The organism is Microcoleus sp. CAWBG27, from assembly GCF_020883145.1.
Lineage (GTDB): Bacteria > Cyanobacteriota > Cyanobacteriia > Cyanobacteriales > Microcoleaceae > Microcoleus.
This window is the reverse complement of the sequence record NZ_JAHREU010000053.1, coordinates 32,132-57,381: the sequence shown is the minus strand read 5'-3', so window position 1 is coordinate 57,381 and position 25,250 is coordinate 32,132. Positions and strand designations below refer to the sequence as shown.

General features: G+C 45.5%; 21 protein-coding genes. 18 read left to right on the top strand and 3 right to left on the bottom strand.

The features are described 5' to 3' along the window. The first annotated feature begins 125 nt into the window (after positions 1 to 125). From QZ938_RS24160 to QZ938_RS24085, 16 genes are all read left to right on the top strand, one after another. A complete protein-coding gene (locus QZ938_RS24160; RefSeq protein ID WP_293365648.1) occupies positions 126 to 686 on the top strand; it encodes a Crp/Fnr family transcriptional regulator in 561 nt (186 codons plus the stop codon). Continuing rightward, the gene (locus QZ938_RS24155; protein ID WP_293353328.1) at positions 683 to 2,605 is read left to right on the top strand and encodes a M61 family metallopeptidase; all 1,923 of its coding nucleotides are present in this window, start codon (positions 683 to 685) and stop codon (positions 2,603 to 2,605) included. The genes QZ938_RS24160 and QZ938_RS24155 overlap by 4 nt, the downstream gene beginning before the upstream one ends. Positions 2,606 to 2,737: 132 nt before the next feature. Continuing rightward, positions 2,738 to 3,214: a TerB family tellurite resistance protein gene (locus QZ938_RS24150; RefSeq protein ID WP_293145884.1), complete on the top strand. Its 477-nt coding sequence runs from the start codon at positions 2,738 to 2,740 to the stop codon at positions 3,212 to 3,214. A 594-nt stretch (positions 3,215 to 3,808) separates the two neighbouring features. Then, the gene (locus tag QZ938_RS24145) at positions 3,809 to 4,900 is read left to right on the top strand and encodes a glycosyltransferase family 4 protein (RefSeq protein ID WP_293353330.1); all 1,092 of its coding nucleotides are present in this window, start codon (positions 3,809 to 3,811) and stop codon (positions 4,898 to 4,900) included. A gap of 31 nt (positions 4,901 to 4,931) precedes the next feature. After that, positions 4,932 to 5,693: a type I methionyl aminopeptidase gene (gene map, locus QZ938_RS24140; protein WP_293145878.1), complete on the top strand. Its 762-nt coding sequence runs from the start codon at positions 4,932 to 4,934 to the stop codon at positions 5,691 to 5,693. 273 nt (positions 5,694 to 5,966) lie between these two features. Then, positions 5,967 to 6,941 carry an LD-carboxypeptidase gene (locus tag QZ938_RS24135; protein WP_293353383.1) on the top strand — a complete coding sequence of 325 codons (975 nt, stop codon included), beginning with the start codon at positions 5,967 to 5,969 and terminating at the stop codon, positions 6,939 to 6,941. Between the two features lie 218 nt (positions 6,942 to 7,159). Further along, positions 7,160 to 7,954, top strand: a complete 795-nt coding sequence (locus QZ938_RS24130) for a hypothetical protein (protein ID WP_293353332.1) — start codon at positions 7,160 to 7,162, stop codon at positions 7,952 to 7,954. Between the two features lie 352 nt (positions 7,955 to 8,306). Then, positions 8,307 to 8,504 carry a hypothetical protein gene (locus QZ938_RS24125; protein WP_293353334.1) on the top strand — a complete coding sequence of 66 codons (198 nt, stop codon included), beginning with the start codon at positions 8,307 to 8,309 and terminating at the stop codon, positions 8,502 to 8,504. Beyond that, positions 8,501 to 8,770, top strand: coding sequence for a hypothetical protein (locus tag QZ938_RS24120; protein WP_293353336.1), 270 nt, complete (start codon positions 8,501 to 8,503; stop codon positions 8,768 to 8,770). Before QZ938_RS24125 ends, QZ938_RS24120 begins: the two co-directional genes overlap by 4 nt. Before the next feature lie 311 nt (positions 8,771 to 9,081). Next, entirely contained in the window at positions 9,082 to 9,225 is a 144-nt protein-coding gene (locus QZ938_RS24115; protein ID WP_293353338.1) for a hypothetical protein, read from the top strand. A 26-nt stretch (positions 9,226 to 9,251) separates the two neighbouring features. Further along, positions 9,252 to 10,316, top strand: a complete 1,065-nt coding sequence (gene hemE, locus QZ938_RS24110) for a uroporphyrinogen decarboxylase (RefSeq protein WP_293145860.1) — start codon at positions 9,252 to 9,254, stop codon at positions 10,314 to 10,316. A 491-nt stretch (positions 10,317 to 10,807) separates the two neighbouring features. Next, a complete protein-coding gene (locus QZ938_RS24105; RefSeq protein ID WP_293353340.1) occupies positions 10,808 to 11,770 on the top strand; it encodes an NAD(P)-dependent oxidoreductase in 963 nt (320 codons plus the stop codon). Between the two features lie 613 nt (positions 11,771 to 12,383). Next, positions 12,384 to 13,982 carry a B12-binding domain-containing radical SAM protein gene (locus QZ938_RS24100; protein WP_293353342.1) on the top strand — a complete coding sequence of 533 codons (1,599 nt, stop codon included), beginning with the start codon at positions 12,384 to 12,386 and terminating at the stop codon, positions 13,980 to 13,982. Between the two features lie 524 nt (positions 13,983 to 14,506). Then, positions 14,507 to 14,983: a Panacea domain-containing protein gene (locus QZ938_RS24095; protein ID WP_293145845.1), complete on the top strand. Its 477-nt coding sequence runs from the start codon at positions 14,507 to 14,509 to the stop codon at positions 14,981 to 14,983. Continuing rightward, a complete protein-coding gene (locus QZ938_RS24090) occupies positions 14,964 to 15,398 on the top strand; it encodes a hypothetical protein (protein ID WP_293363499.1) in 435 nt (144 codons plus the stop codon). Before QZ938_RS24095 ends, QZ938_RS24090 begins: the two co-directional genes overlap by 20 nt. Before the next feature lie 440 nt (positions 15,399 to 15,838). Then, positions 15,839 to 16,735 carry a M48 family metalloprotease gene (locus QZ938_RS24085; RefSeq protein ID WP_293353346.1) on the top strand — a complete coding sequence of 299 codons (897 nt, stop codon included), beginning with the start codon at positions 15,839 to 15,841 and terminating at the stop codon, positions 16,733 to 16,735. Between the two features lie 72 nt (positions 16,736 to 16,807). Here the strand turns inward: QZ938_RS24085 and QZ938_RS24080 are convergent, their stop codons facing one another. Both QZ938_RS24080 and QZ938_RS24075 read right to left on the bottom strand, forming a co-directional pair. Next, positions 16,808 to 18,235: a hypothetical protein gene (locus tag QZ938_RS24080; protein ID WP_293353348.1), complete on the bottom strand. Its 1,428-nt coding sequence runs from the start codon at positions 18,233 to 18,235 to the stop codon at positions 16,808 to 16,810. Between the two features lie 2 nt (positions 18,236 to 18,237). After that, positions 18,238 to 20,895 (bottom strand): NERD domain-containing protein, encoded by a 2,658-nt coding sequence (locus QZ938_RS24075; RefSeq protein WP_293353350.1) that lies wholly within the window; start codon positions 20,893 to 20,895, stop codon positions 18,238 to 18,240. Between the two features lie 139 nt (positions 20,896 to 21,034). On the opposite strand from QZ938_RS24075, the gene QZ938_RS24070 reads away from it, so the two are divergent. Then, positions 21,035 to 21,196: a hypothetical protein gene (locus QZ938_RS24070; RefSeq protein ID WP_293353352.1), complete on the top strand. Its 162-nt coding sequence runs from the start codon at positions 21,035 to 21,037 to the stop codon at positions 21,194 to 21,196. A 189-nt stretch (positions 21,197 to 21,385) separates the two neighbouring features. Here the strand turns inward: QZ938_RS24070 and ftsH4 are convergent, their stop codons facing one another. Beyond that, the gene (gene ftsH4 / locus QZ938_RS24065; protein WP_293353354.1) at positions 21,386 to 23,251 is read right to left on the bottom strand and encodes an ATP-dependent zinc metalloprotease FtsH4; all 1,866 of its coding nucleotides are present in this window, start codon (positions 23,249 to 23,251) and stop codon (positions 21,386 to 21,388) included. Positions 23,252 to 23,688: 437 nt separating this feature from the next. Between ftsH4 and QZ938_RS24060 the strand changes: the two genes are divergently transcribed. Further along, the gene (locus QZ938_RS24060; RefSeq protein WP_293334630.1) at positions 23,689 to 25,050 is read left to right on the top strand and encodes an ATP-binding protein; all 1,362 of its coding nucleotides are present in this window, start codon (positions 23,689 to 23,691) and stop codon (positions 25,048 to 25,050) included. Positions 25,051 to 25,250 lie beyond the last annotated feature (200 nt).

Here is a 25,250-nt window from a genome sequence, read left to right as displayed (position 1 = left end):
GCAAGACTCTTTGTTATTCTAAATGTGAGGAAATGCTCAAGCATTCTATTAAATTATTAATACATTACTTGAAGTTTGACGATATTCCCATTCCTGGAGCATTCATACCTTGATTCAGCAACGCCATGGAGGATTCTTGGGGTAACGCGATTTATTTTGTGGTGTCCGGCTGGGTCAAAGTCCGGCGCCTGTCAAACGATCGAGCTGTATCAATGGCTATTTTAGGACGGGGAGCTTTCTTCGGCGAAATGGCCATTCTTGATGAATCTCCCCGATCGAATGACGTACTTGCTCTATCGCCCGTGCGGCTGATCAGCGTTACGGCTCAGCGATTTATCCAAACCCTGTTTAAAGATCCGCAATTGCATCACCGGATGCTGCAACTGATGGTGCGGCGCCTGCGCCAAACCAATCTTCGCTCTCAACTACAGAACCGCCAGCCAGCGGTTAAACTAGCAAATACTTTAGTTGAGCTGGGAGAAAACTACGGTCAGAAAACTGCTGAGGGCAGAGATATCTTCAATATCCCTTATGAAGATTTAGCTGACGTTACAGGTATCGCCCTAGATGAAACCAGCAAAATTATGGAAAAACTAGATAGTAAAGGCTGGATCAAAATCGATCCAGAGCACCAAACTATCCATTTGATCAACCTCAAGCACTTGATGAATTTGGCAAGTCAATGACCGATGTCACTTATGAGGATACCTCGTCCGCTGCCGATCGCGCGATCGGACAACTAACAGCACCGACCATTCACTATTCGGTGGCGATGCCCAATCCTGAATCCCACCTGTTTGAAGTGACTTTGCGCGTGCAGGGTTGGTCGGAACCTGTGCTGGATTTAAAAATGCCTGTCTGGACTCCCGGTTCTTACTTGGTTCGAGAGTACGCCCGCCACCTGCAAGATTTTCGATCGCTCTCAGGCGATTCCCTGCGGGATAGCTATGCCGCGCGTGCTTTACCTTGGCGCAAGATTAGCAAAAATCACTGGCAAATCGAGACAAATTCAGTGTCGGATGTCACGGTTTGCTACCGGATTTTTGCCAACGAACTGACAGTACGAACCAATCATTTAGACTCGACTCACGGTTATTTTAATCCAGCAGCTCTTTGCTTTTTCTTGCCCGGTTTTGAGCGCAACTGCTATACGGTGACAGTGGTGCCACCGCAGCCCCAATGGCGCACAGTCACAACGTTGCCAACTGTTTCGGGCGATAATCTTACTTTCGCTGCTGCGGATTTTGACACCCTTGTCGATACTCCTTTTGAGATTGGATGTCACGAGTCCTACGATTTTGAAGTGCTGGGAAAACCCCATCAGCTTGTAGTTTGGGGACAAGGCAATTTAGAACCAGAACGGGCAATTGGAGATATCAAGAAAGTCATTGAGGTAGAAGCAGAAATGTTCGGCGGTTTGCCCTACGACCGCTATGTGTTTTTGTTGCATTTGTCTGGCTCTGGTTTTGGCGGCTTGGAACACAAGGATAGTTGCACTCTTAACTATTCGCGTTTTGGTTTTCGGGCCAAGGAAAAGTACGAACGGTTCATTCAATTGGTGGCTCACGAGTTTTTTCACCTCTGGAATGTCAAGCGCATTCGACCGAAAGCTCTCGAAATATTTGACTACGAGCAAGAGAATTATACTCCTTCTTTGTGGTTCTCTGAAGGCACGACCAGTTATTACGATTTGCTAATTCCTTTTCGAGCAGGTCTCTATGGCGTGAAAGGTTATTTCCAAAATCTTGCCAAAGAAATCACTCGCTTGCAGACGACTCCGGGGCGGAAGGTGCAGCCTGCGAGCGAGTCGAGTTGGGATGCTTGGATTAAACTTTATCGGAGGGATGCTAATAGCGATAATTCGCAGATTTCCTATTATTTGAAAGGGGAATTAGTTTCGTTTCTGCTGGATTTGTTGATTCGAGCTAAACACGGCAACGCGCGATCGCTCGACGATGTGATGCGTTTGATGTGGCAGCAGTTTGGCGGTGGTTCTCCTGAAAATGAAGATTTTGACCAGAAGTCGCCAACAGAGGCAAAGCAGGCGCATCTGACATCAAATGGCAAGTTAAATGCTCGCTCGCGGACGGCAGAAATAGGCTTTACTCCAGAAGAGTTGCAAAGTGCGATCGAGTCTGTAGCCGGCATGGATTTGAGTGACTTTTTTGCGCGCTATGTAGACGGTACAGAAGAGTTGCCTTATAACGAATATCTGGAACCTTTCGGGCTGCAAATTTGGGTAGATGAAAGCGAGCAAACGCCTCGGATGGGTTGGACGTTGGGAGCGGAAAACGGGCGGCAAATGGTTAAATTTGTCGAAGCAGAATCTCCGGCACAATTGGCGGGAATTGACGCTGGGGACGAGTTGCTGGCGATCGCAGGTTTTCGAGTAAATGCCGAACAAGTGGCTGAAAGGCTGAAAGACTATCAGCCGGGGGACACGGTAGAAGTGACAGTTTTTCATCAAGACGAACTGCGGACTTGTTCTGTTACTCTCGCCCAGCCGCGCCCCGGCCGTTATTCGATCGTACCAGTCGATCGGCCAAGCACTATTCAGAAACAAAACTTTACTGGATGGCTGGGTGTTCCTCTGTCGAATTTGTGAGATAAATAAAGGGAAGGGGAAGGAGAAGGGGGAACACAAAAAAGGACGATCGAATTACCAATTACCAATTACCAATTCCCCATTCCCCATTACCAATTTTCAATTCCCAATTAGCAATTACCAATTTTAATTATGCAAACCCCACCTCCTCCATCAATTACGCCTCGCCAGATGAACCTGCTGCGAATCGTTTCCTCTATGGCCTGGGCTGATGGCGAACTCGCAACAGAAGAAGTTAATTTAATGCTCGATCGCTTTTGCCGTTTGTTTGCCGCAGATGACGACGCCCAACAAATGCAACAGGAACTGCGGGATTACATCATGCAAAATATTCCCCTTGATGAGTTGATTCACCAACTAGAAACTCAAGAGGAAAAAGAATTAGTCTTGCAACTCGGCTATGAAGTGATTGCATCTAGTTCTCGGACTCCCGACGAACCAAACATTAACTCTGAGGAAGCCGCAGCTTATCAAAAATTAGTGCAGTTGCTGAATCTTCCAGAAGATACTGTCAAGCGTATTGAAGCAGAAGCATCATCGGCGACACCTACTTCGGAGGGAATTATAGAGAAGATAGCTCACAAATTAGAACAGTTCATCAAACGCTAGTTTGGGACTGGCGCGCGGCTGATTCCTGGTTGATTCCTGTATTTCTTGTTACTAAACCTGAAATTTTTAAGAGCAACCGGGAATAATTTCCATCGGTAAGTCTTTTTTGCTTAATACTTTTGGACTGGGTAATATAGCCCTTCTCAGATAGGTGAGGTACGTTGTTGGGCTTCAGCCCTCTTCGTTTAAGCGGTTATATAAGCTGTCAGTTATACCTCATATTTCTGATAAATGCTATACAATTTTTCCCAAATAATGTAACCTAACAATTATTGGGCTAGAGTGTTAGAAAGAGTTGTTGATTATCCCGGATATGTAATATCAAATTCGGCTGTCCCGGAATGATTGAACCGCAGAGGGCGCAGAGAACACAGAGGGAGAAAATAGAGAGATGAATCATCTGACGATGAAAGAGCAGATTTGATATATAGCCTTTCTCAAAAGGATGAGGTAGGTATAACTGACAGCTTGTATAACCACTTATTAGAATTAAGAGGGCTGAAGCCCAACAACATACCCGATATTTTTAATAACACCAATAACTAATAACCAATAACCAATAACCAATAACTAATAACTGAAAACTAATAACCAATGACTAATAACTCTTTAAAATTATTGTTTCTATCAACTTCTGTAGGTCAACTCGGTTCGGGGTTGGGCGGCGGAGTCGAACTTACAGTCTTGAACATTGCTAAAGAATTGCAGCGCCGAGGTCATAAAATAACTGTTGTAGCGCCAGTAGGTTCAGTCTTAGAATCAATTCCAGTCATTGAAATTGCGGGCGATTTGCAAGTAACTGCCCAAACACAAGATTACAACGATCCTATTGTGATGCCTGCCGATTCTGTGCTGGCAAATATGTGGGAATATGCTCGCCAAGTTCAAGATGATTGGGATCTGATTGTTAACTTTGCCTACGATTGGCTGCCGTTTTATTTGACGCCATTTTTTAACACTCCGATCGCACATTTTATCAGTATGGGCTCGATGTCGCGATCGTTCGATCGCATCGCCGGACAAATCGCTGTCAAATTTCCCGGTACGCTGGGAGTTTGCACGCTTACCCAAGCCCAAACCTTTGCCTTTGCTAGCGAGTGCGAATTGGTGGGAAACGGCGGCCTAGATTTATCGCTGTACGAATTTTGCAGCCAACCGGAACCAAAATTAGCTTGGTTGGGCCGCATTGCCCCGGAGAAAGGCTTAGAAGATGCTGTGGCGGCCGCAAAAATTACAGGCATTCCCCTAAAAATTATGGGCAAAATGCAAGATGAAGATTATTGGCACAAAATTTGTACAGATTACCCCGACGCTCCAGTAGAATATTTAGGGTTTCTGACCACAACGAAAATGCAAGAGCAAGTCCGCCAGTGCCGAGCATTGTTGATGACGCCGCGCTGGGTGGAAGCTTTTGGAAATGTGGCGATTGAGGCTTTAGCGTGCGGTGTGCCTGTGATTGCCTACGAGCGCGGGGGGCCGGCGGAAATTGTTCGAGACGGGCTGACGGGCTTTTTAGTGGAACCTGATAGTGTAAATGGCTTGGTAAGTGCGATCGACCGTTTAGACAAAATTGACCGCAGCGCTTGCCGGCGACAAGCAGAGGTAGAATACAATTTAGGAGCCGCGGGCGATCTTTTTGAACGCTGGTTCAAGTCTATTGTAAAATTGAGTCAAATAAACTCTTAATCGACCACAATAAAAGACCACAAAAATAACTATGTCAACTGAACGTTTAGTGCTTTTATCGAGCAGAGAAATCGAAAAAATGCGTCAAGCAGGCCGCTTAGCAGCTCAGCTTCTCCTGCATCTTGAACCAATGATTAAACCGGGTGTCAGCACTCTGGCAATTAATGACGAAGCGGAACGCTGGACTTTAGCCCACGGTGCAAAAAGTGCTCCGTTAGGTTATAAAGGATTTCCCAAATCTCTGTGTGCTAGTGTCAATGAAGTTGTCTGTCACGGCATCCCGAATGCCAAACAAATTCTCAGAAAAGGTGACATTATTAACATTGATGTAACACCTTTGGTTGATGGCTATCATGGCGATACTTCTAAAACTTTTTTTGTTGGGGAACCTTCACCTGTAGCTAAAAGGTTAGTTGAAGTAACTGAGGAATGCCTGAGAAGAGGAATTGCGGAAGTTAAGCCTGGTGCTCGTACCGGTGATATCGGTGCGGCGATTCAAGAATATGCTGAAGCCCAAGGTTTTTCGGTGGTGCGAAATTTTGCGGGACACGGCGTGCACCGCGTTTTTCACACTGAACCGGAAATTTTGCATTACGGTAAGCGGGGGACGGGGAAAAAGCTCAGACAAGGCATGGTTTTTACGATCGAGCCGATGATTAATGAGGGTACTTGGGATGTGGAAATTTTGGCCGATGGTTGGACTGCGATAACTAAGGATGGTAAGCTTTCGGCTCAGTTTGAACACACTCTGGCTGTGACTGATTCTGGGGTGGAAATTCTGACTTTACCGTAGGTATCAAAGGTGGAAATCCACTGCATGGAATTCCGAATTAGGTACGTAGTTCCGCCTGGGCGCTCTTAGTATTATATACGGAAAGAGCAATCCTAAATCATTTTCAAGCTCGGGAAATTATCAAATCCTTGCTATAAAATGAGTTGAGCAAGACGAGAGGTAGTCGTACCTTGAAACTTAGAGAGGATTACTATATTTACGAAAAGAGCGCTGAAGCGCAACTACTTACCTTTGAAAGAGCGCTGAAGCGCAACTACGTACCTTAATAGATAAATTATTAATATGAAATGGCTGCAACCGGGAGATTTGCTGCGGGTAATTGCACCTAGTGGCGCGCTGCGAGAATTGACTAATTTTGAACGCGGTTTGGAAATTTGGAAATCCCGCGGCTATCGAGTTGAATTAACACCCGGTTTTGACGATCGCGCTGGCTATTTGGCCGGTTCCGACGCAAACCGCGTCCGACAGTTGGCAGATGCCCTCAGTGACCCGGATTGTCGCGGTATTCTGTGTGTTCGAGGCGGTTTCGGCAGCACTCGACTTTTGGAAAAAGCAAAAGTCGGACAAAAGGAAAACCCGGAACTCCAAAAAAGTGAAAATGCCCGATGCCCAATGCCCGATGCCCAATTCCCAATTAGCAATTCCCATGCGCCGAAATGGTTGATCGGTTTTTCCGATATTACGGCTTTGCTGTGGAATGACGACAAACTCGGGATTTGGGGCGTTCACGGGCCGCTGCTGACAACTTTGGGCGCGGAACCGGATTGGTCGGTCGATCGACTTTTTGACTGCATCGAAGGCCGTCCGTTACAATCTTTGCAAGGTAAAGGATGGGCTGGTGGAAAGGCTTCGGGGCGACTGTTTCCGGCGAATCTGACGGTGGCTACTCATTTGCTCGGAACCCCGTATCAACCGGATTTGACTGGTGCTATTCTCGCATTTGAGGATGTTTCGGAGGCTCCTTACAGGGTCGATCGTATGTTAACTCAGTGGCGGATGGCGGGGGCTTTTGCGGGGGTGCGGGGGATTGCTTTGGGACGGTTTAGTCGCTGCGAGGTGGGCCCGGATAGTCCTAGTTTTACTATAGAAGAGGTTTTGCGCGATCGGCTCTTTGACTTGAATATTCCCATTGTCTCGGATTTGCCGTTTGGGCATGAAGGGGTTAACGCTGCTTTACCGATGGGAATTGAGGCGAGTCTCGATGCTGAATCGGGATTGCTGATTTGTGGGGATACATCGCAACTTTAGATGCGGCATCAACGTCTATAAGTTGGTAGGGTGCGTCAGGGGAAAAATAATTAGTCTGCGATTAAAAAATTCAGCCCTGACGCACCCTACAATAAATCCTAAATAGTCCTGTTGGGTGAGGTTAACACGGTTGACAGAAATTAGATTTAAAATAGAGAGTGTATGCAAATGTCGGCGCAAACAAGGCAAAAAGATTTTAAAATTTTTGAGAGGTTGATATGAAAGCACACAACTGGTTAAATAGTATTGCTGCCACTGTGCTAGTTGCCGGATTGGCACTTACGGCGATTCCTCAGAGTGCTGTTGCCGAATTGATACAAAATAACGATCGCATAGATGGAGTAATCCGCCGCAATTCCCCGATTTACCGTTTCCGAAATATGTGGACTCCCGGTGCTCCGACGGAAGAATTGCGCGGTCAAGAATACACTTTCAACGCTCGGGAAGGCGACAACATTGAAGTGTTTTTAGATACGGATAGAAGCCGCGGTTTTACTCCCGTCATGGTACTATTTTACGGAAATAACAAACAAGTTGCTTTTACCCAAGACCGTTCTTTTAATTATGTGATTCCCCGCAGCGGCGATTACAAGCTTTTGGTGTTGGCGAAAGATGCTGCGAGGGGCGGTAGCTACACGGTGGAAGTTGCGGGAATTGATGGCGGCGACAGACGGGCTAGCAATAGGCGCGATGACAGAAGCGATAGGGGCCGTAACAGCAGCTACGATGGAGAAACGATTTTGCGAGATGATTTTGGCTTAAACCCGATCGACTGTCGCCTCAGACGTACTATGGTAAGAGTAAGATTTGACGATACCGGCAGGGACGGGACTTATTGTGCTGTACCGACTAGGGCTGTTCCCGCGGGCGATTATTATTACAATTCGCGGACTAGGGATTTAGATTCGGCGAGGGCGGATGATGGTAGATTCGATCGCTCTAATGATAATAGCAGGTTCGATCGTCCCGAGCAATGTCGCGTATCTGTAGGCGGAGTGTGTGTGACGAGATAGTTTCGATTTAATTAACCGTAGGGTGCGTCGCCCGATACAATCTCAACTAAACTTGAAAATCTCACAGCGACGCACCCTACAAATATGCTTGGAAAATCAAGCAATTAAAGTGCTGGAAAATCTAGCCAAAATGATGATTTCTAGAGAGAGATTCCAGTGCTTATACTTCTAGATGAAAATCTTTGGGGTGCAGCGGCTTGTGCAAGGCAAATATGTTTGTAGGGGCGAAGCATGACCGCAGTGAATATAAGATTATAACTAATAATTTATATGCGGTCATGCTTCGCCCTCTTCAAAAACCAGATGCACCAAATATTTGGTATATTGATAATATAATGATGTGGCAAAAATCATGAGCGTTAAAGAACTTGAAACAGCAATTATGAACTTGTCGGTTAAGGAACTATCTGAACTCACTGCTTGGCTGATAGAGTATCGCCAACAAGTCTGGGACAGGCAAATTGAAGACGATTTGGAGGATGGGCGCTTAGATGCGCTACTTGATGAAGTTGATGCAGAGTATGAAGCGGGATTAGCTCAAGTGTTATGAAGCATCTGACTTTACCGCGTTTTTGGCAGTGCTATCACCAGCTACCTCAAGAAATACAAGCTTTAGCCGATAAAAACTACGAATTACTCAAAGTCGATCCCTATCACCCTTCGTTACATTTTAAAAAAGTTGGCAGGCGAAAGCAATTGCAATCGGTGCGAGTAGGCGATAGTTACCGCGCTTTGGGAGTTGATAAACCTGAAGGTATTGTCTGGTTTTGGATAGGGACTCATGGTGATTACGATGCAATATTAGCTCAGAAATAGAGTCCTAGATCGAGTGTGACGATAGACGTTTAATTAGTCTCCCCAGCGAGTGGAGAGAGTTCAAAAGTTGACAGTTGACAGTTGACAGTTGACAGTTGCACCCCAGAGAGCGACCTCTACCTAGAAGGAAGAGGATTGCAGTAATGAATCGTCTAATTTTAATTTCTCCCTAAAACGAAGAGGCTTGCAACCAATTCTTTCTGGTAAAGTAAATAAAACGTGTGATTTGCACGTAGCGTTTCCATTCAATTAGTTTGCCCTGCGAGTGAGGATACTTCCAATATAACCCCCATAAATTGGAAGCAGTCTAGATGTCATTTGGCAGCCTCGCAACCAACCTGACTCCGACTCCCCAAAATCGAACTCAGCCAATCCCCCCATCTTTCTCATGGCCGATCGCCGAATTTTCGATCGAAAAGGACGATCGCACAGTGGTAAGCTACCAAAGACATTAAAAGATCTAAATTCGAGAAAAGTTAAGATGTCATCATTAAATGAAGTTCCCTTGCTACTGCGGGCAGCCCGCGGCGAAACCCTAGAACGCCCGCCCGTGTGGATGATGCGCCAAGCCGGCCGCTACATGAAAGCCTATCGAGATTTGCGAGAAAAGTATCCATCCTTTCGCGAACGTTCTGAAATTCCCGAAGTTGCAATCGAAGTTTCGCTTCAGCCGTGGCGCGCGTTTCAACCCGACGGCGTAATTTTGTTCTCCGATATCGTCACTCCAATGCCCGGTTTGGGCATCGACATGGACATCGCCGAAGGTAAAGGCCCGATTATCCACGCACCCATCCGCACTCAGCAGCAAATCGACGCCCTGCAACCGCTGAATCCAGAAGAAAGTTTGCCTTTTATCAAAACAATCCTCAAATCCCTGCGCGCGGAAGTCGGCAACAAATCCACCGTGCTCGGTTTTGTCGGCGCGCCCTGGACTTTAGCAGCCTACGCCGTTGAAGGTAAAGGTTCCAAGGATTATGCCGTCATCAAAAACATGGCATTTTCCGATCCAACTTTACTGCATCAGTTGCTCTCAAAATTCGCCGATGCGATCGCAGTTTACGTGCGCTATCAAATCGACTGTGGCGCCCAAGTAGTGCAAATGTTCGACTCCTGGGCCGGCCAACTGTCCCCGCAGGATTACGACACCTTCGCTCTACCTTACCAAAAACAAGTATTCGAGCAAGTCAAAAAAACCCATCCTGACACACCGCTAATCCTGTTAGTCACCGGTAGCGCGGGCCTCCTCGAACGAATGACAACATCCGGCGCAGATATCATCAGCGTCGATTGGACGGTTGATATGGCCGACGCCCGCAAGCGTTTGGGCCCCAACATGAACGTTCAGGGAAATCTCGATCCCGGTGTGTTGTTTGGTTCTCAACCGTTTATTCGCGATCGAATTCTTGATACAATTCGCAAAGCGGGCGATCGCGGACACATCCTCAACTTAGGACACGGCGTATTGCCGGGAACCCCCGAAGATAACGTGCGTTTCTTCTTTGAAACCGCCAAACAAGCCGACAAATTGCTCGCAGTTACTGCTTGAATTTGACAGGAATTCAAACCCCAAAAACCCGTAGGGGCGGGTTCACCAACAACCTTAAAAGTTACAAACAAGTGAAATAAACCCGCCCCCAATACTTAAATTTGACAGGAATTCAAACCCCAAAAACCCGTAGGGGCGGGTTCACCAACAACCTTAAAAGTTACAAACAGGCTAAATAAACCCGCCCCCACCCACCGAAAATCCCCTTTAAATTCTGGTAATAAAACCCGGAGATCCCCCCTAACCCCCCTTAAGAAGGGGGGAACAAGAGCCTTCAAAGTCTCGCTAAAAAACGAGGTAATCAAGAGCATTCAAAGTCCCCCTTCTTAAGGGGGATTTAGGGGGATCATACCTCAACTGTCACCCAAATTAATTGCCTACTAAAGCCTGAATTTCACACAAATAACTCCCCCTCTCCCCCAACTGTCAACTGTCAACTGTCAACTGTCAACTGTTGAACCCCTCTCCTCTCCCCCCTTCCCCTTCTGCAAATGACAAAAAAAATTTTCATAACGGGTGCAAGTGGCTGTATCGGTCACTACATGGCCGAAACCTTGATTCAACAGACAAACCACGAACTCTACCTATTAGTTCGCAACCCCGATAAGCTAAAATTTGACTGGAAAGCGCGATCGGGCATCAATATCATACAAGGCGACATGAGAGATATCGATCGCCATTCCGAACTGCTGCAAACAATAGACGTAGCAATTTTAGCAGCCACAGCTTGGGGAGGAACCCAAGAAGTTTTTGATGTCAACGTTACCAAAACCCTGCGCCTAATCCAACTACTTTCGCCCCAGAATTGCCAACAAGTAATATACTTTTCAACCGCCAGCATTCTCGGTAGAGATAACAACTTGCTCAAAGAAGCAGGCGAACTGGGGACAGATTATGTTCGCTCCAAATACGATTGCATGACGCAATTATCTACGTTAAAAAACGTACCTCCAATTACCGCACTTTACCCAACCTTAGTATTAGGAGGAGACGCCGAAAAACCAGTTTCTCACCTATCATCCGGTTTGCCGCTTGTCGCGAAATGGATTGGTTTGATTCGCTGGCTGAAAGCAGATGGCAGTTTTCACTTCATCCACGGTGCAGACATTGCTACAGTAGTTAATTACTTAGTCGAACATCCGTCCGATTCCGAAGAGCCGCGACATTTTGTACTCGGAAATCCGGCGATTACCGCGAACGAAGTTGTCGAACAAGCTTGCAAGTATTTGCATACAAAAATCTTCTTTCGGATTACTCTGTCACCTTGGCTTGCCGATTTCTTTATTTGGTTGTTCCGAATTCAGATGGCTGCTTGGGATAGATTTTGTATCAGCTACCGCCATTTTACCTATCAAAATCTGGTCAATCCCGAAAGCATCGGATTGCCGAGTTACTGCGGAACTGTTGCTGATATGTTAAGAACTAGCGGGATTCCAGATAAAAATACAAAGTAGTCCGTACACTCCGCACCAATATCAGAGCGAGTTCGGGGAGGGAGTAAGAAAAAGTTCACAAATGATATCATTTCTGGTTGTATCGGAATGATTTAACCGCAGAGAGCGCAGAGGACACAGAGAGAGAAGATAGAGATGAATACCGATGCAATCGGATTTGATATTTAGGATTGCTATAGAAGCCGATCCCACAAGAAAGATTGTGGGATCGGCTTCTAGCATCGTCCCTAATTATTTTTGGGCTTCTCAAATCCCATCCCACAAGAAAAACAATTTGTGGGACGTTGCTCCGAGCATCGTCCCTAATTCTTTATCCTATTCAACTTTACTATTTCAAATTCTTTTTTGCCTGATTCGGGCACTTTTGAAGCGATTATCGTCAATCCATGGTGAGATACGATAAGATATCAACATTTGCCAACTATAACAGGGAACTGCAAGCTAAAAATTGCGCCCATTATCTTTGTGTTAGGGGGTGTCGCCCCTTTCTAGATAGTCGATCGCGCGCAAGATCGTAATTTTAGCCTTAACATTAAATATTGAGAGTCGATCGAACTCTCATACCCCGCCAGCCCGATCGCAAGTTATTTACTGATGTGAGGTTTAACATACTATGCGAGTGCTTCTAGTTTACCCCCTGTTCCCGAAAACATTCTGGTCTTATGAGAAAATCCTAGAATTAGTCGATCGCAAAGTGCTGCTTCCACCGCTGGGTTTGGTCACAGTAGCAGCCATTCTACCCCAAGAATGGGAATTCAAGTTAGTCGATCGTAACATCCGACAAATCACCGAAGCAGAATGGGAATGGGCAGAGCTCGTTATTCTGTCAGCGATGATTGTCCAAAAAGAAGACTTGCTAGACATCATCCGCGAAGCCAAGCGGCGCGGTAAATCCGTAGCTTGCGGCGGCCCCTACCCAACTTCCGTACCAGAAGAGCCCCAAGCAGCAGGCATCGATTACCTGATTCTCGACGAAGGCGAAATCACCCTACCGATGTTCGTCGAAGCCATCGCGCGCGGTGAAAAAAGTGGCATTTATCGATCGGACGGCGTCAAACCCGATGTTACCACAACCCCAGTACCCCGCTTTGACTTGCTGGAACTAGACGCCTACGACTCAATGTCGATTCAATTTTCCCGAGGCTGTCCCTTCCAGTGCGAATTCTGCGACATCATCGTCCTCTACGGGCGCAAACCCCGCACCAAAGAACCCCAACAATTAATAGCCGAACTAGACTGTCTATACAACCTAGGTTGGCGGCGCGGCGTGTTCATGGTAGACGACAACTTTATCGGCAACAAACGCAGTGTCAAACTATTACTAAAAGACTTAGAAGTCTGGCAAATAGAACACAAATTCCCGTTCAACTTCAACACAGAAGCATCCATCGACTTAGCCCAAGACCAAGAATTGATGGACATGATGGTGAAATGTCATTTCAACGCAGTATTCCTAGGAATTGAAACCCCCGACGAAGAAAGCCTGCAAATGACCAAGAAATTTCAAAATACTCGCAACTCCCTGATAGAATCAGTAGAATTAATTGCCAAATCAGGTTTGCGAGTCATGGCCGGATTCATCATCGGATTCGACGGCGAAAAACCGGGCGCAGGCCAACGCATCGTCAACTTCGCCGAAGCAGCAGCAATTCCGAGTACAACCTTTGGAATGCTGCAAGCTTTACCGCACACTGCTTTGTCGCACCGACTAGCAAAAGAAGGCAGATTGCGCGACAAATCCGGCAACCTGAATCAGACTACATTAATGAACTTCATTCCCACGCGGCCGCTAGAAGACATCGCCAGGGAATATGTCCAAGCATTTTCTGACGTGTACGATGCTGAGAAATACTTAGACCGCACCTACCGCCACTTCTTGATGTTAGGTGCACCTACAGCAAATATACCATCAAGAATCCCCAGTTTGATCGACTTGCGAGCGCTGCTAACCGTAGTTTGGCGCCAAGGAGTCAAGCGTTCAACTCGCTGGAAGTTCTGGCATCATTTATTTAGCATTATCAAACGCAATCCTGCCGTTTGGGATCACTATTTAACAGTGTGCGCCCACAACGAGCATTTCCTGGAATACCGCCAAATTGTGCGGGATGAAATCGAAGAACAACTAGCCGAGTTTTTGGCTGACGAAGCTCAACAGGCGCAGCAAAAAGCCCTGATTGCTTCCATTGCTGAAAAACAAGTGCAAGTAGTTTAAGATTTACATTTATCTGGAAGGGTAATCAGAAACCGGGTTTTTTACAAATATCTTTCGTCGCAGTCGATCGATTAGGTAAAAACCCGGTTTCTTTATGCGCTATGTGAGTATATGTAGGGTGTGTCGCTATGAAAAGTCCCTAAATGCGATCGATAATTTCATGGATGCGCACCTTACAGAATAGTTCAGAAAACAAGTGTTAAGTTTTTTCCTCTCGCGATGGAACAGGTGCGAATCTATTAGACTGTCGCTCTTTCTTGAAGATTGTCGATGTATCCGCACCCTAGGACTTTGCGTGCTAGAAATGTGAGTCAGAAACCGGGTTTTTTACAAAAATATTTCGTCGCAGTCGATAGATTAGGTAAAAACCCGGTTTCTTTGCTATAAGCGCACTAATCTCGTTTCCAGGCTCTGCGTGGAAATGTGATATCCTGCGGCTCTGCCACCTCTTGAGAGGGTAATCTAGTTTAATATAGTAGATAATTATGATATCATAGAATCCAAAACTTATTGACTGAAACTATATGACCACAATAACTACAATAACAACAGCCTCCCAACTAGCAGATTACTACATTTGGTTTGCCAATGACGTAGGCTCCTACCTCAGCAACCACAAGCTCCAAAAACTCTTATACTACGCCCAAGCATGGTATTTAGCCTTTGAAGACACACCGCTTTTTGATGAGGATTTTGAAGCCTGGGTGCACGGGCCAACTATCCCGACTTTATTTTACGAATACAAAGAACAATTTGACTGGAAGCCAATTCTGAAAGAAGTCGAAAAACCCGAGTTTCCCGAAGAAGTACAAGAGTTTTTAGACGAGTTGTCAGACGAGTATTTCTTTCTCGATGCTTATGAGTTAGAATTGATGGTGCGCCGTGAAGATCCTTGGATTAAAGCTAGAGGTCGGCTGCCGAAAGATGAACCTTCTCATGCTATTATTACGAAGGAATTAATGCAAGAGTTTTACAAAACCCGTGTCATCGAAGAAAATTAAAAAGGCAGATATACGTCGCCAGCAATCTTTATCTAGCATCAATCGTCTAGATGTCAAAATACCGGAAGGAGTTAGTTTTTCCTTCAGGTATTATCAGGATGACAAAGATAAATTTTCACTAGCTAACCGAGATTCTAGATATCTAGCATCTCTATTGAGAAGGCTACGGGATTTATCACAATTGAATTCTCAAGAAATCATCAATAATCAGAGTAAAAGCCTGCGCTGTCATGGCATAGCATGGCAAGATACAACGGAGCCTAATGGTTTTGGGATTCCCAATGAAGCTATGCTAGTAAATATTCCTTACCAATTTCAAATATCTGCTAATGAATACGGTAGGGTGCATGGATTTTTTAGTGAAAATATTTTTTATATTGTTTGGCTAGACCCCGACCACAATCTTTATAGTTGAAATGTCATAATTTTTAGCATTCAATCGATGTTAGATCGTATAATAATAAAAAACTTATTTAGCTAACTCGCTGTAATGTGAATCAGGGATTTTTTTTAGTCCCGGTACGGTGCGGATCCATCAAAAATTCCCCAAAAATTGTACATCTGATAGAGCCGTACCACACAATAGTCAGGTGCGCCACCTCACAAAGCCCCCATTATTCATCAAAAATATGACATATCCGCACCATACTTCATAGCTTTTTCAACAGCAGATGTAGGCGCTTCGCCTTATTGAAGGGTACGCAGAGCAACGCAGATGAATCCGAGATAATGGGCGGTAAATACTACTATTGGCCGCCCAACTTACTTCGACAGATAGAGACGATCGCGATCGCAAATATGAAACTCTTATAACAAGCTCAAAAATATCAAAATTCGCGATCGCCCTCAACCCCCATGCTAGGAACCAATCAACTCAGAACAGCAGCCCTACTAGGACTTCTCAGCGGCCTGCTCGTCTTGGGAAGCCATTACTTAATCGGCAACGAACAAGGACTTTACATCGGTTTAGCGCTAGCCGCCTTCAGCAGTTTTAGCTCTTGGTACTATTCTGATACCGCAGCATTAATGGCTTACCGCGCCCGCCCGATCGCCCGCAGCGAAGCTCCCGAAATCTACGATATTGTAGCATCGTTGAGCGAAAAAGCGGAAATTCCCGTACCGAAAATATTTGTAGTTCCGACTCAATCTCCCAACGCATTCGCCACAGGAAGGGACCCGGAACACGCGACAATAGCAGTTACCGAAGGCATCATCAAACTGCTTTCCCGCGAAGAATTGGAAGGCGTTATAGCGCACGAACTAACGCACATCCGCAACCGCGACACTCTGACTCAAGCAGTAGCAGGGACGATCGCCGGTGCGATTACATTTGTCGGGCGAATACTGACATTTGGAGCGCTTTACGGCCCGGTAACGCGGGATAGCAGACAAGGCCCGAACCCGTTTGGTTTGCTATTTTTAATCATTTTAGCACCGCTATCAGCAACCTTAATTCAACTGGCGATTTCTCGCACGCGGGAATTTGCAGCCGATAGCGGTGCGGTGGAAATTACCAATAATGCGATCGGCTTAGCAAACGCGCTGCAAAAATTGGGAAAAATCGGCCGCGAAATTCCGATGCACGGCAATCCGGCGATGTCGCCGCTGCTGATTGTGAATCCTCTTTCGACTCAAGGTTTGCAATCGCTTTTCCGCACTCACCCTTCTACCGAAGAGCGAATTCAGCGGCTTTTGACGATCGCGCAGCAGCAGCAAGATGCTCCTGTTATGGCTTACATGAGCGGGATTTAAGCGATCGAAAATGCAGCAAGAATATTGAAAAACCAGGTTGTTTGAAGCAGCCTGGTTTCTGTGTGTTTGTAACTAATTAAGTATGGCGATCGCACTCAAACCCCATTTATCTTTCTTTTTGTCAAGCTTTTTGACAACAGCAAGATTAACTGTTTGATCGTTTTGCAACTGACAAGCTAATTCATGAGGAACATAGACATCCTCTACAAACCCAAAACCATTTTGATGCAAGCGAAACCGACCTTTTTTACAAGACATAATATCAAAGAGTTTGCCCGATTCGCGTTTTTCAACCGCAACCACCGTTTGTTGATCGCCGTTTTTATCGACAGTCACCGTCACGGGTTCACCTACTCGCAGATTTAAATTTTTCAGCATTCCCCGCTCGGGACTAACCACTTCTTCAGCTCCGCTATGAGAAGAATTCAAAGCAAATTTGACCATAATCTTTCCGGTTTTTGCTGAAAATTTGTCCAGGTAATTAGCATAAAATCGCGGGCAACTTTTCCAAATCACCTTTTCGGCATCAGCAGCTATATTTTCTAACACTTCCTCTACGTTAGAGAGATTTTCTGCATTAGCGTACCAACTAGCAGTCAACAGATTGCGTAGCGATTCTGGGATTTTCCATCCGTTATTATTGCGAACATTAAAAGCTCGATCGGCAGCCCATTTCGCAACTTTCCATTGGCTTCTATTGGCTGCAAGTCGGCTGAGATCCTCAAAAACGCTAACACCAAAATTTTCATCCCTGCAAGTCAAATAGGCTTTTGCACAAAGTGTCAGGGCTAGTTGAGGATCGGAAATTGCCACGACTTTAGCTAAGGCGTGCCACGCCCAATAATCGCTACGCTTCTGCTTCACAAAGGAAACCAGCAGTTTTTGAGCTTCTGCCGATCGCCCCAAACGACTTAGCAATAAAGCCTTGCGATAATTCAGCCATTCTGGTTTTTGAACTTTTGCGCGATCGAGTGCAACATCGATCAATTTAATCGCAAAATTTTGTAAATCTCGCACATCGGGATAATCTTGAACAGTAAATTCACAAGCAATTTTTCCCACATCTCTTGCTGTTTTCTCCACCAGAGACTCATAAACTTTACCGTCATTACCAGTAGAAACCTGAAAGTCTTCCGCTCGAAAACTGTCAATACCCGCCCATTTTACGAACTTGGGTAAAAACTTGATTTCCTTTTTTAAGCGAACAATTCGGGATAGCAAAACACTAAATAGTAAATCTGGTCGATTCAACTTTAGATTGTAATATTCTGCTAATATTTCCCTAAGTTTGCTGACAGATGCGTCTGTATCTGTGGATTGAGATTGTTCATTGGCAGCCTCTACCAGTTTTTTTACTTTGTCACAAAGAACCCAACCAACACTCTTAGGCACCCCTTTGTCATCTGGATGCTGTTTCAGCAGTTCGTACCCTCTGGAATAAGCTTCATCTATGCGTCCAGATTTTCTCAAATTATCGATTTCTTCCGTGAAATTAGACATTTTTATAACTCCAGTGCGAGGCGAACTAATTCTGCAATTTTTAAATTTGTGTAGCCGATCGGCCAAACTTGCGTCACAAAACCATCTCCATCGTAAAAAACTTGCATTTTCAGCTCGCCCTGTTCAGATTTGAGATAGTAAATTTGGTTGTAATCGTGGTGTTCAATTCCCCAAATCGTTATTTTGTGTGACGCTAGTTTTGCTTGAATTATAGCTTGAACTGTTTGCTGAAATTCATTTCCCGCTCGCAGCTTTGATGCAATCGCATCGCGAACTAAAGCGGCAAAATCAATCGGCTCAGATTTCCCTTTTTCAATTCTCGTTACCTGAAACTTTGCATTGTAATGCAAGCGAATACAGCAAGAAGATCGACCGTCTTCAGAGGCAAACTCGTAAACTTCCTGATAACTATTATGCTTGTATGAAGTCACCTGGATTTGATGGACTATCAGACTTGCCGCGATATGTAAGTAAAGATTGATTAAAGGTTTTCCCAGGATAGGGAAAGGCGAAACATTTGCATTTCCTAGTTCTGAATTTGGGTCAAATGCAATAAGATCCTTGAAAACAACCGAATCTAGCTTGCCTTGACTGTTATTCCAATTTGCTTTAAAAAAGGGTGTGATTGAGGGAAAATTAAATAAAAAAAGCCGATTTTGAACGACAGAAAACAAGGTATAAACCCATCGAAAATAAGCAGCATTTGTTTTTCCTTGGCTGGTATCCATATTCGCGATCGCAGTTTTAAACTTCTGACCCTGGGCGCGATGCAGAGTCAAGGCGTAGCCAAACCTCAGGCGCGCTGCATTTAAGTAGGGATCGGTACGTAAAAACTTTGCTAATTCCATAGATTTATCTGATTCTATTATCTGTTTCTGCTGTTCTTTAAATTTGTTTGTTGCTGCCACCCGCAAAGCTAAAAGTGTGTCTTTGTCAACTTCCGGCTTTTCCGAATATAAATAATCTCTCAGACAGTAAAACTCGATTTCTTTACCGTTTTCAAGCAGCCGCACTCGCACGCGCAAAAAGTTTACCTTAACTGGCTGTTCGCGTCCTTTCAGCGGTTGGATTAATGGTGAAATATGGGGATTAACTGCTATGACTTCAGCAAAAGAGTTATTTGATATATAACTTTGCTCTAGCTTGCCTTCGTCTGCGGCAACAGGGCTGTTGTGGATATGTACGATATCACCTGCAACAATCTCTTTACCTCGATTAAAAAACTCTTGTCTAACTCGATCGTTGATGCGGTTAGCCGCTTCGTTGCTAAAAACTATAAACTTGGTGAATTGGGAATCTTCCAGGAATACACTTCTCGATACCTCTTCTTCATTATCGCGATCGACTATTTGGATGCAATTCGAGTCATCGGCGATCGCTCTGAGCTGATTAAACCTGCCATGATGTATGCTTTGAGCGATTTGTTGACAATTTTGCACAAACAAATCTTGCACTTTATCTGGAAGTATAAACTCAAGATTGATGCGCTCTATCTCACCATAAATCGCAGCTTGCAAGCGCTCGCCACACAGCGCAGACTCATCTTTTTTTCCTCTCATTAGCTGGAACGGATCGCCCAGAAAAATTACCTGTCTTTGAGTTTTGTCCAGTTGCGTATATTCCAAAAAATCCGTGAGAATTTGCCCGCTACCGTAACGAAAAAAATCCGTTTCAAACTGTGAATCGGATATCAGGTGGGCATCGCCGACGATGTAAACTTGTTGCTCTGTATCCAGATTTTTGTTCAATCCATAGACGAGCTGCTCCTTCTCTACTGTATAGTTTTTTGTGAAGATATACGAGTAAATACTCTTTGACTCAAGTGGATAAACAGAGGCAATTTTACTATTAGGAGCAAGCACCGAGTAATTTCGGCTTAAGGATCTAGATTTATCTCCAATAGCTGTTTGCAGAAGATGCAAACCAGTTCCCATCATCCCAGTCACGATTAAAATCTTCTTTGAAGAACCTAAAAATTGCTCAATGCCAGAAACTACAGATTCAAGAGACTTAGGTAGCTGACTTTTAGCAGAATCGCCTGCTGACAAATAACCGGGAATTGCCTTAATTCCCCATCCGGGATGAACATACTCAGGAATAGAAAAATGTTGAACTATGTCTGCTAAATCTTGATTGGAAAGATTGATATCGGGGCTAGCTATCTGAGATAACCTCTCTAGAGCGCGATCGAACTCAACAACATGAAACCAGCTTTTAATCTTAGGCGGTAGCTGTCCCTCATCAAAGGTAATGGGCTGGTGAAAAAGCACTAACCCAGAGATGTGTCCTAAATTTTGTTGTCTATCTGACGGGAATCTAATTTTTTTTAAAACATCGAGTAGCGCAAATCTGTTATCTCTGACTTGAATAAATGGATTTGGCTTGCTTCCTCCTCTCACCTCCACATCACCAGCCAGCCACGGCCCGTTTTCTGAAAAACTAATATTTCCGCCATAGTCTTTGAAGTCGATGACAGTAATACTGTTTTTTTTCAGAATTGCTGCATCAATTTCGCTTCCTTGACAGTAGAAGTTTCCTAACAAAATTATCAAATCATCCGAATCGCCCCAAACCCGTTCCAATTCGTTTCCCAAATCATCGAACAGACGGTTCTCATGGGTGGTTTTGTAAGATTGTGTTCTATATACCTGAACAGTCATAGCTCGAGCGCGATTAACTTTACTAGCCGAATATTCTCACAGATCGATCGCCGCTAGCAATAGTTTTCAGAGAGAAAGAGTTTTTATCAGCGATTCAGTAACGATCTCAGTTTTTCTGTAGCCTATACTACAGGGTAGCATGGGATTGTTTGCTGCTGCCAAAAGTAGAAATTTTCCCGCAGCTATCAGAGATGTAAAGCTTTGCAGGGAAGCAAGTCAGGCGTTTGGAGTAGAAAGGGAATGCAGGCCGATCGAGACGGGAGTTATCTCGGAACACGCGGCGTCTGTTGACACGAGTTAACGCCAGAACTCACCCGCGCACTAAAAAACGCAGATGATGGTAATATCATCTGCGTTAATCTGCGGTTTAATTAAACAGGATTTAGGCACTCCAATCAAGAAACCGGGTTTTTTCCGAATCTCTCGGCTACAGCGAATTATTCTCGTAAAAACCCGGTTTCTTGGTTCGTCGTTGCAAACCCTTTTAAACTTAAGCGACAGCCTTATCTAAAGATTTCACTTCAGCCAGGTATTTGTGTAATTGGTCGCCTTCAACTACCTCAGTTTCTAATAGCTTCTGCGTGATTGTTTCCAACAATTCGCGATTGGCTTTCAGAATATCCAAAGCGTGCTGGTGCGCTGTTTCCACAATCTCTTTAACTTCTTGGTCGATCGCCTCCGCAGTCTGAGCACTCACCGCACGGCGCGCATTTCCCATCCCATCGCCGAGGAAAGATTGTTGGGCCCGATCGTAAGCTAGAGGCCCCAACACCTTACTCATACCGTAAGTTGTCACCATTCTCTCTGCTAAATCAGTCGCCCTTTGCAAGTCATTGGAAGCGCCGGTAGTGATGCTACCAAACACGACTTCCTCAGCCGATCGCCCTCCAAGTAGTGTAGCAATTTGCCCGCGCAATTCCGATTCATCCAACAAGAAACGGTCTTCAGTCGGTACTTGCAACGTGTAACCCAATGCAGCCATACCGCGCGGGACGATCGAGATTTTCGACACTTCGCCGCCGCCAGTCATCACAGCGCCAACCATGGCGTGCCCGACTTCGTGATAAGCCACAATCTTTTTCTCTTTTTCGTTGAGCACCCGGCTCTTCTTTTCCAAGCCAGCTACAACGCGCTCAAATGCCTCATAGAAGTCTTCCTGTGCCACAGTGAGGCGCTTGTTACGGGCAGCTAGCAAGGCAGCTTCATTGACCAAATTTGCCAAGTCTGCGCCCGAAAAACCGGGGGTACGAGTGGCGACGGCCTTTAAGTCAATATCCGGGCCCAACTTCACTTTTTGAGAGTGAATGTTCAAAATTGCTTCGCGGCCAGATAAATCCGGGCGATCGACTAAAACTTGGCGATCGAAACGGCCCGGGCGCAACAAAGCAGCATCTAAACTTTCCGGGCGGTTCGTTGCAGCGAGTACAATTACCGTAGTATTACCCGCTGCAAAACCATCCATTTCAGTTAATAGTTGATTGAGAGTTTGTTCGCGTTCGTCATTCCCGCCGAATGCAGCGTTAGTGCTGCGAGATTTGCCGATCGCATCCAATTCATCAATGAAAATAATACAAGGAGCTTGCTTCTTAGCCTGCTCGAATAAATCTCGGACTCTCGCAGAACCAACACCGACAAACAGTTCGACAAACTCCGAACCGGAGATGCTAAAAAACGGCACACCAGCTTCACCAGCCACTGCTTTGGCTAACAGCGTTTTGCCAGTTCCCGGCGGCCCGACTAACAGCACACCCTTCGGAATTCGCGCGCCAATTGCCGTAAATCTGTCGGGAGTTTTCAGGAACTCAACAACCTCAACTAATTCTGTTTTAGCCTCTTCTACTCCAGCGACATCAGCAAACGTAATTTTCGCCGAGTCTCCTTCCACGTAGACCTTAGCCTTGCTTTTGCCGATCGACAGCGCACCCTGCGGCCCGCCACCGCCCCGGTTCATGAAAAATTGAAATATTGCCACAAAAATCAGCGGCGGCACTACCCAGCTTAAAACACTGCCAATCCAGCCATTTTTAGAAGGCGGAGTTGCCGCAAATTCAACGCCTTTTTCTTGCAAAAGTTTAGGCAGTTCCAGGTCAAAAATTGGCGTAGTTGACAAAACTTGTCCTGGTTTGTCGCCTTCGCCTTTGAGTTGGTAGCGAATTTCATTTTGACCTACCGAAGCTCTAACTACATCTTGTTCTTGGACTTGATGGACGAACAAACTGTAAGGCACTTGGGGAATTTGGGGCCCGAACAAATTGGGCAAAAAGATGTTTGCTAGCAGAAACAAGCTTGATAGCAATAACACGATATTGCTGATTTGCCGAAAACGAGGGGGTTGGGGCTGGTCTTTAATTGCCATTGATAACGTTCATCCTTTAATATTAAGCAGTTTAATTCATTTATTTTCTCATCAAATACGCAGGTCGTGTCAATCGGATTTCCTCACTCTGTCGGGTCGGTTAACCGGGTAGCATGGATTTGAGATTTAAAACGAACCGCTTTCGTCGCGAAGGGCGCAAAGGAAGATAAGAATAGAAGAACAGAGCAAGGCGCATCTCATTTTTGCAAATATATTCCTAGGGACTCTAGCATTGTGGCAGTAAATATGTGGTTGTTACTAATAAATTGTCTGCCGGAATGCGAGAACCATTGCAAAATACCAGATGCACTCGCAGAGCGTTATACTTGTGAATGGTTGGTTAATAGTTATTACTTCAACATCCCTTTAAAATTCTCTTCCTCTTTTCTTACTTCGCGCCCTTTGCGCCTTCGCGGTTCGTTATTTCCAAATTTCCCATGTTTCAAACTACTCGCCGCCGCCTTGCTATTTGGTACACTGCCGTTACTGCCGTGTTGTTACTTGTATTCGCCACGGGTTTCTATTTCTACGTTCGCAATACTTTGATCGATCGCATCGACGACACTCTCAATCACGTTGTAGAAATAGTAGAGCGAACTCTCGCGATCGAACCGATAACTTCTTCGAGTAGGGGTGCTAAAACTAAGTTGCAAGTTAATATTCAAAAGAGTTTTCGAGACAGCACGGATGCAGTAGAAGACGACCACATTGATTTAGAATGGTTCAGTCCTACGGGCGAGTTGCTGTGGTCTACTTTGTCGGAACCGCTGAATGTGCCGATTCGCGCTAATCGCACGGGCGAAACGGTTTGGATAATTAATAATAAGTTGCAGGATCAAAACTATTCTCTCAGACAAGTTACGCAGCGTGTGGAAATCGGCCGCCAAGTTTTGGGATATTTGCGAGTCAGCCATCCTTGGTTTGAAGTGACAAAACCGATCCGACAATTAATTTTTGATTTGATTTTGGGCGCGAGTTTAACTTTAATTTGCGTGGCGGCTATTGGCTGGTTGCTGTCAGGATTGGCGATCGCACCTGTGCGAGAATCTTACAGCCGTCTCAAACAGTTTACCGCCGATGCTTCCCACGAACTCAGAAATCCGATCGCCACTATTCAAACAAATGTCCAAGTAGCCTTGGCCGAACCCGACATCGAACCGCAGCAACACCAACAGCTACAGGTTATCGAACGCCTGACGCGCCGTTTGGGGCGGTTGGTTGACGATTTGCTATTTTTAGCCAGACAAGACAGCGGAATCGTGCAGCAGCAGTGGGTTGATGTTCCTCTCGATGCTTTGTTGATGGAGGTAATTGAAGAACAACTCGCGATCGCCCTTACCCAAAATCTCTCTCTCTGTTTGGAAATAATCGATTCGCCCGACACTGAAAATAACTTTACAGTTTTAGGCGACTGGGATCAACTAGCGCGACTGTTTACCAATATTGTCAGCAACGCCGTACAGTACACGCCCTCTGGCGGGGAAATTGAAGTAGAATTGCAGTTGGCAGCTAAAAACAAAAGAAATTCGTCGCCAATCAATTCTGCACTGCAAATCAAAGTCACAGACACCGGAATGGGGATTTCCCCGGAAGCGCTACCGCATTTGTTCGATCGATTTTACCGCGCAGATCCCGCCCGCACCCACCGCAGCGCCGCCGGTTCCGGTTTAGGATTAGCCATAGCCAAAGCCATTGTCGAAAACCACCGCGGCCAAATCCGGATTGACAGCCAAGTCGATCGGGGAACCGCTGTTACCGTAACCATCCCCGCCCACAAATTAGAAACATCTCGCCCCTAAAACTTCCCCTCTTCCCCTGCGCCCTCTGCGCCCTCTGTGGTTAAAAAATCTCCCCCTCAAACCCTGATTAGAAACATCTCGCCCCTAAAACCTCCCTCTTCCCCTCTTCCTCTGCGCCCTCTGCGCCCTCTGCGGTTAAAAAAATCTCCCCCTCAAACCCTGATTATTTGTACCTCGGGCGCATAACCAGCTATTAAAAT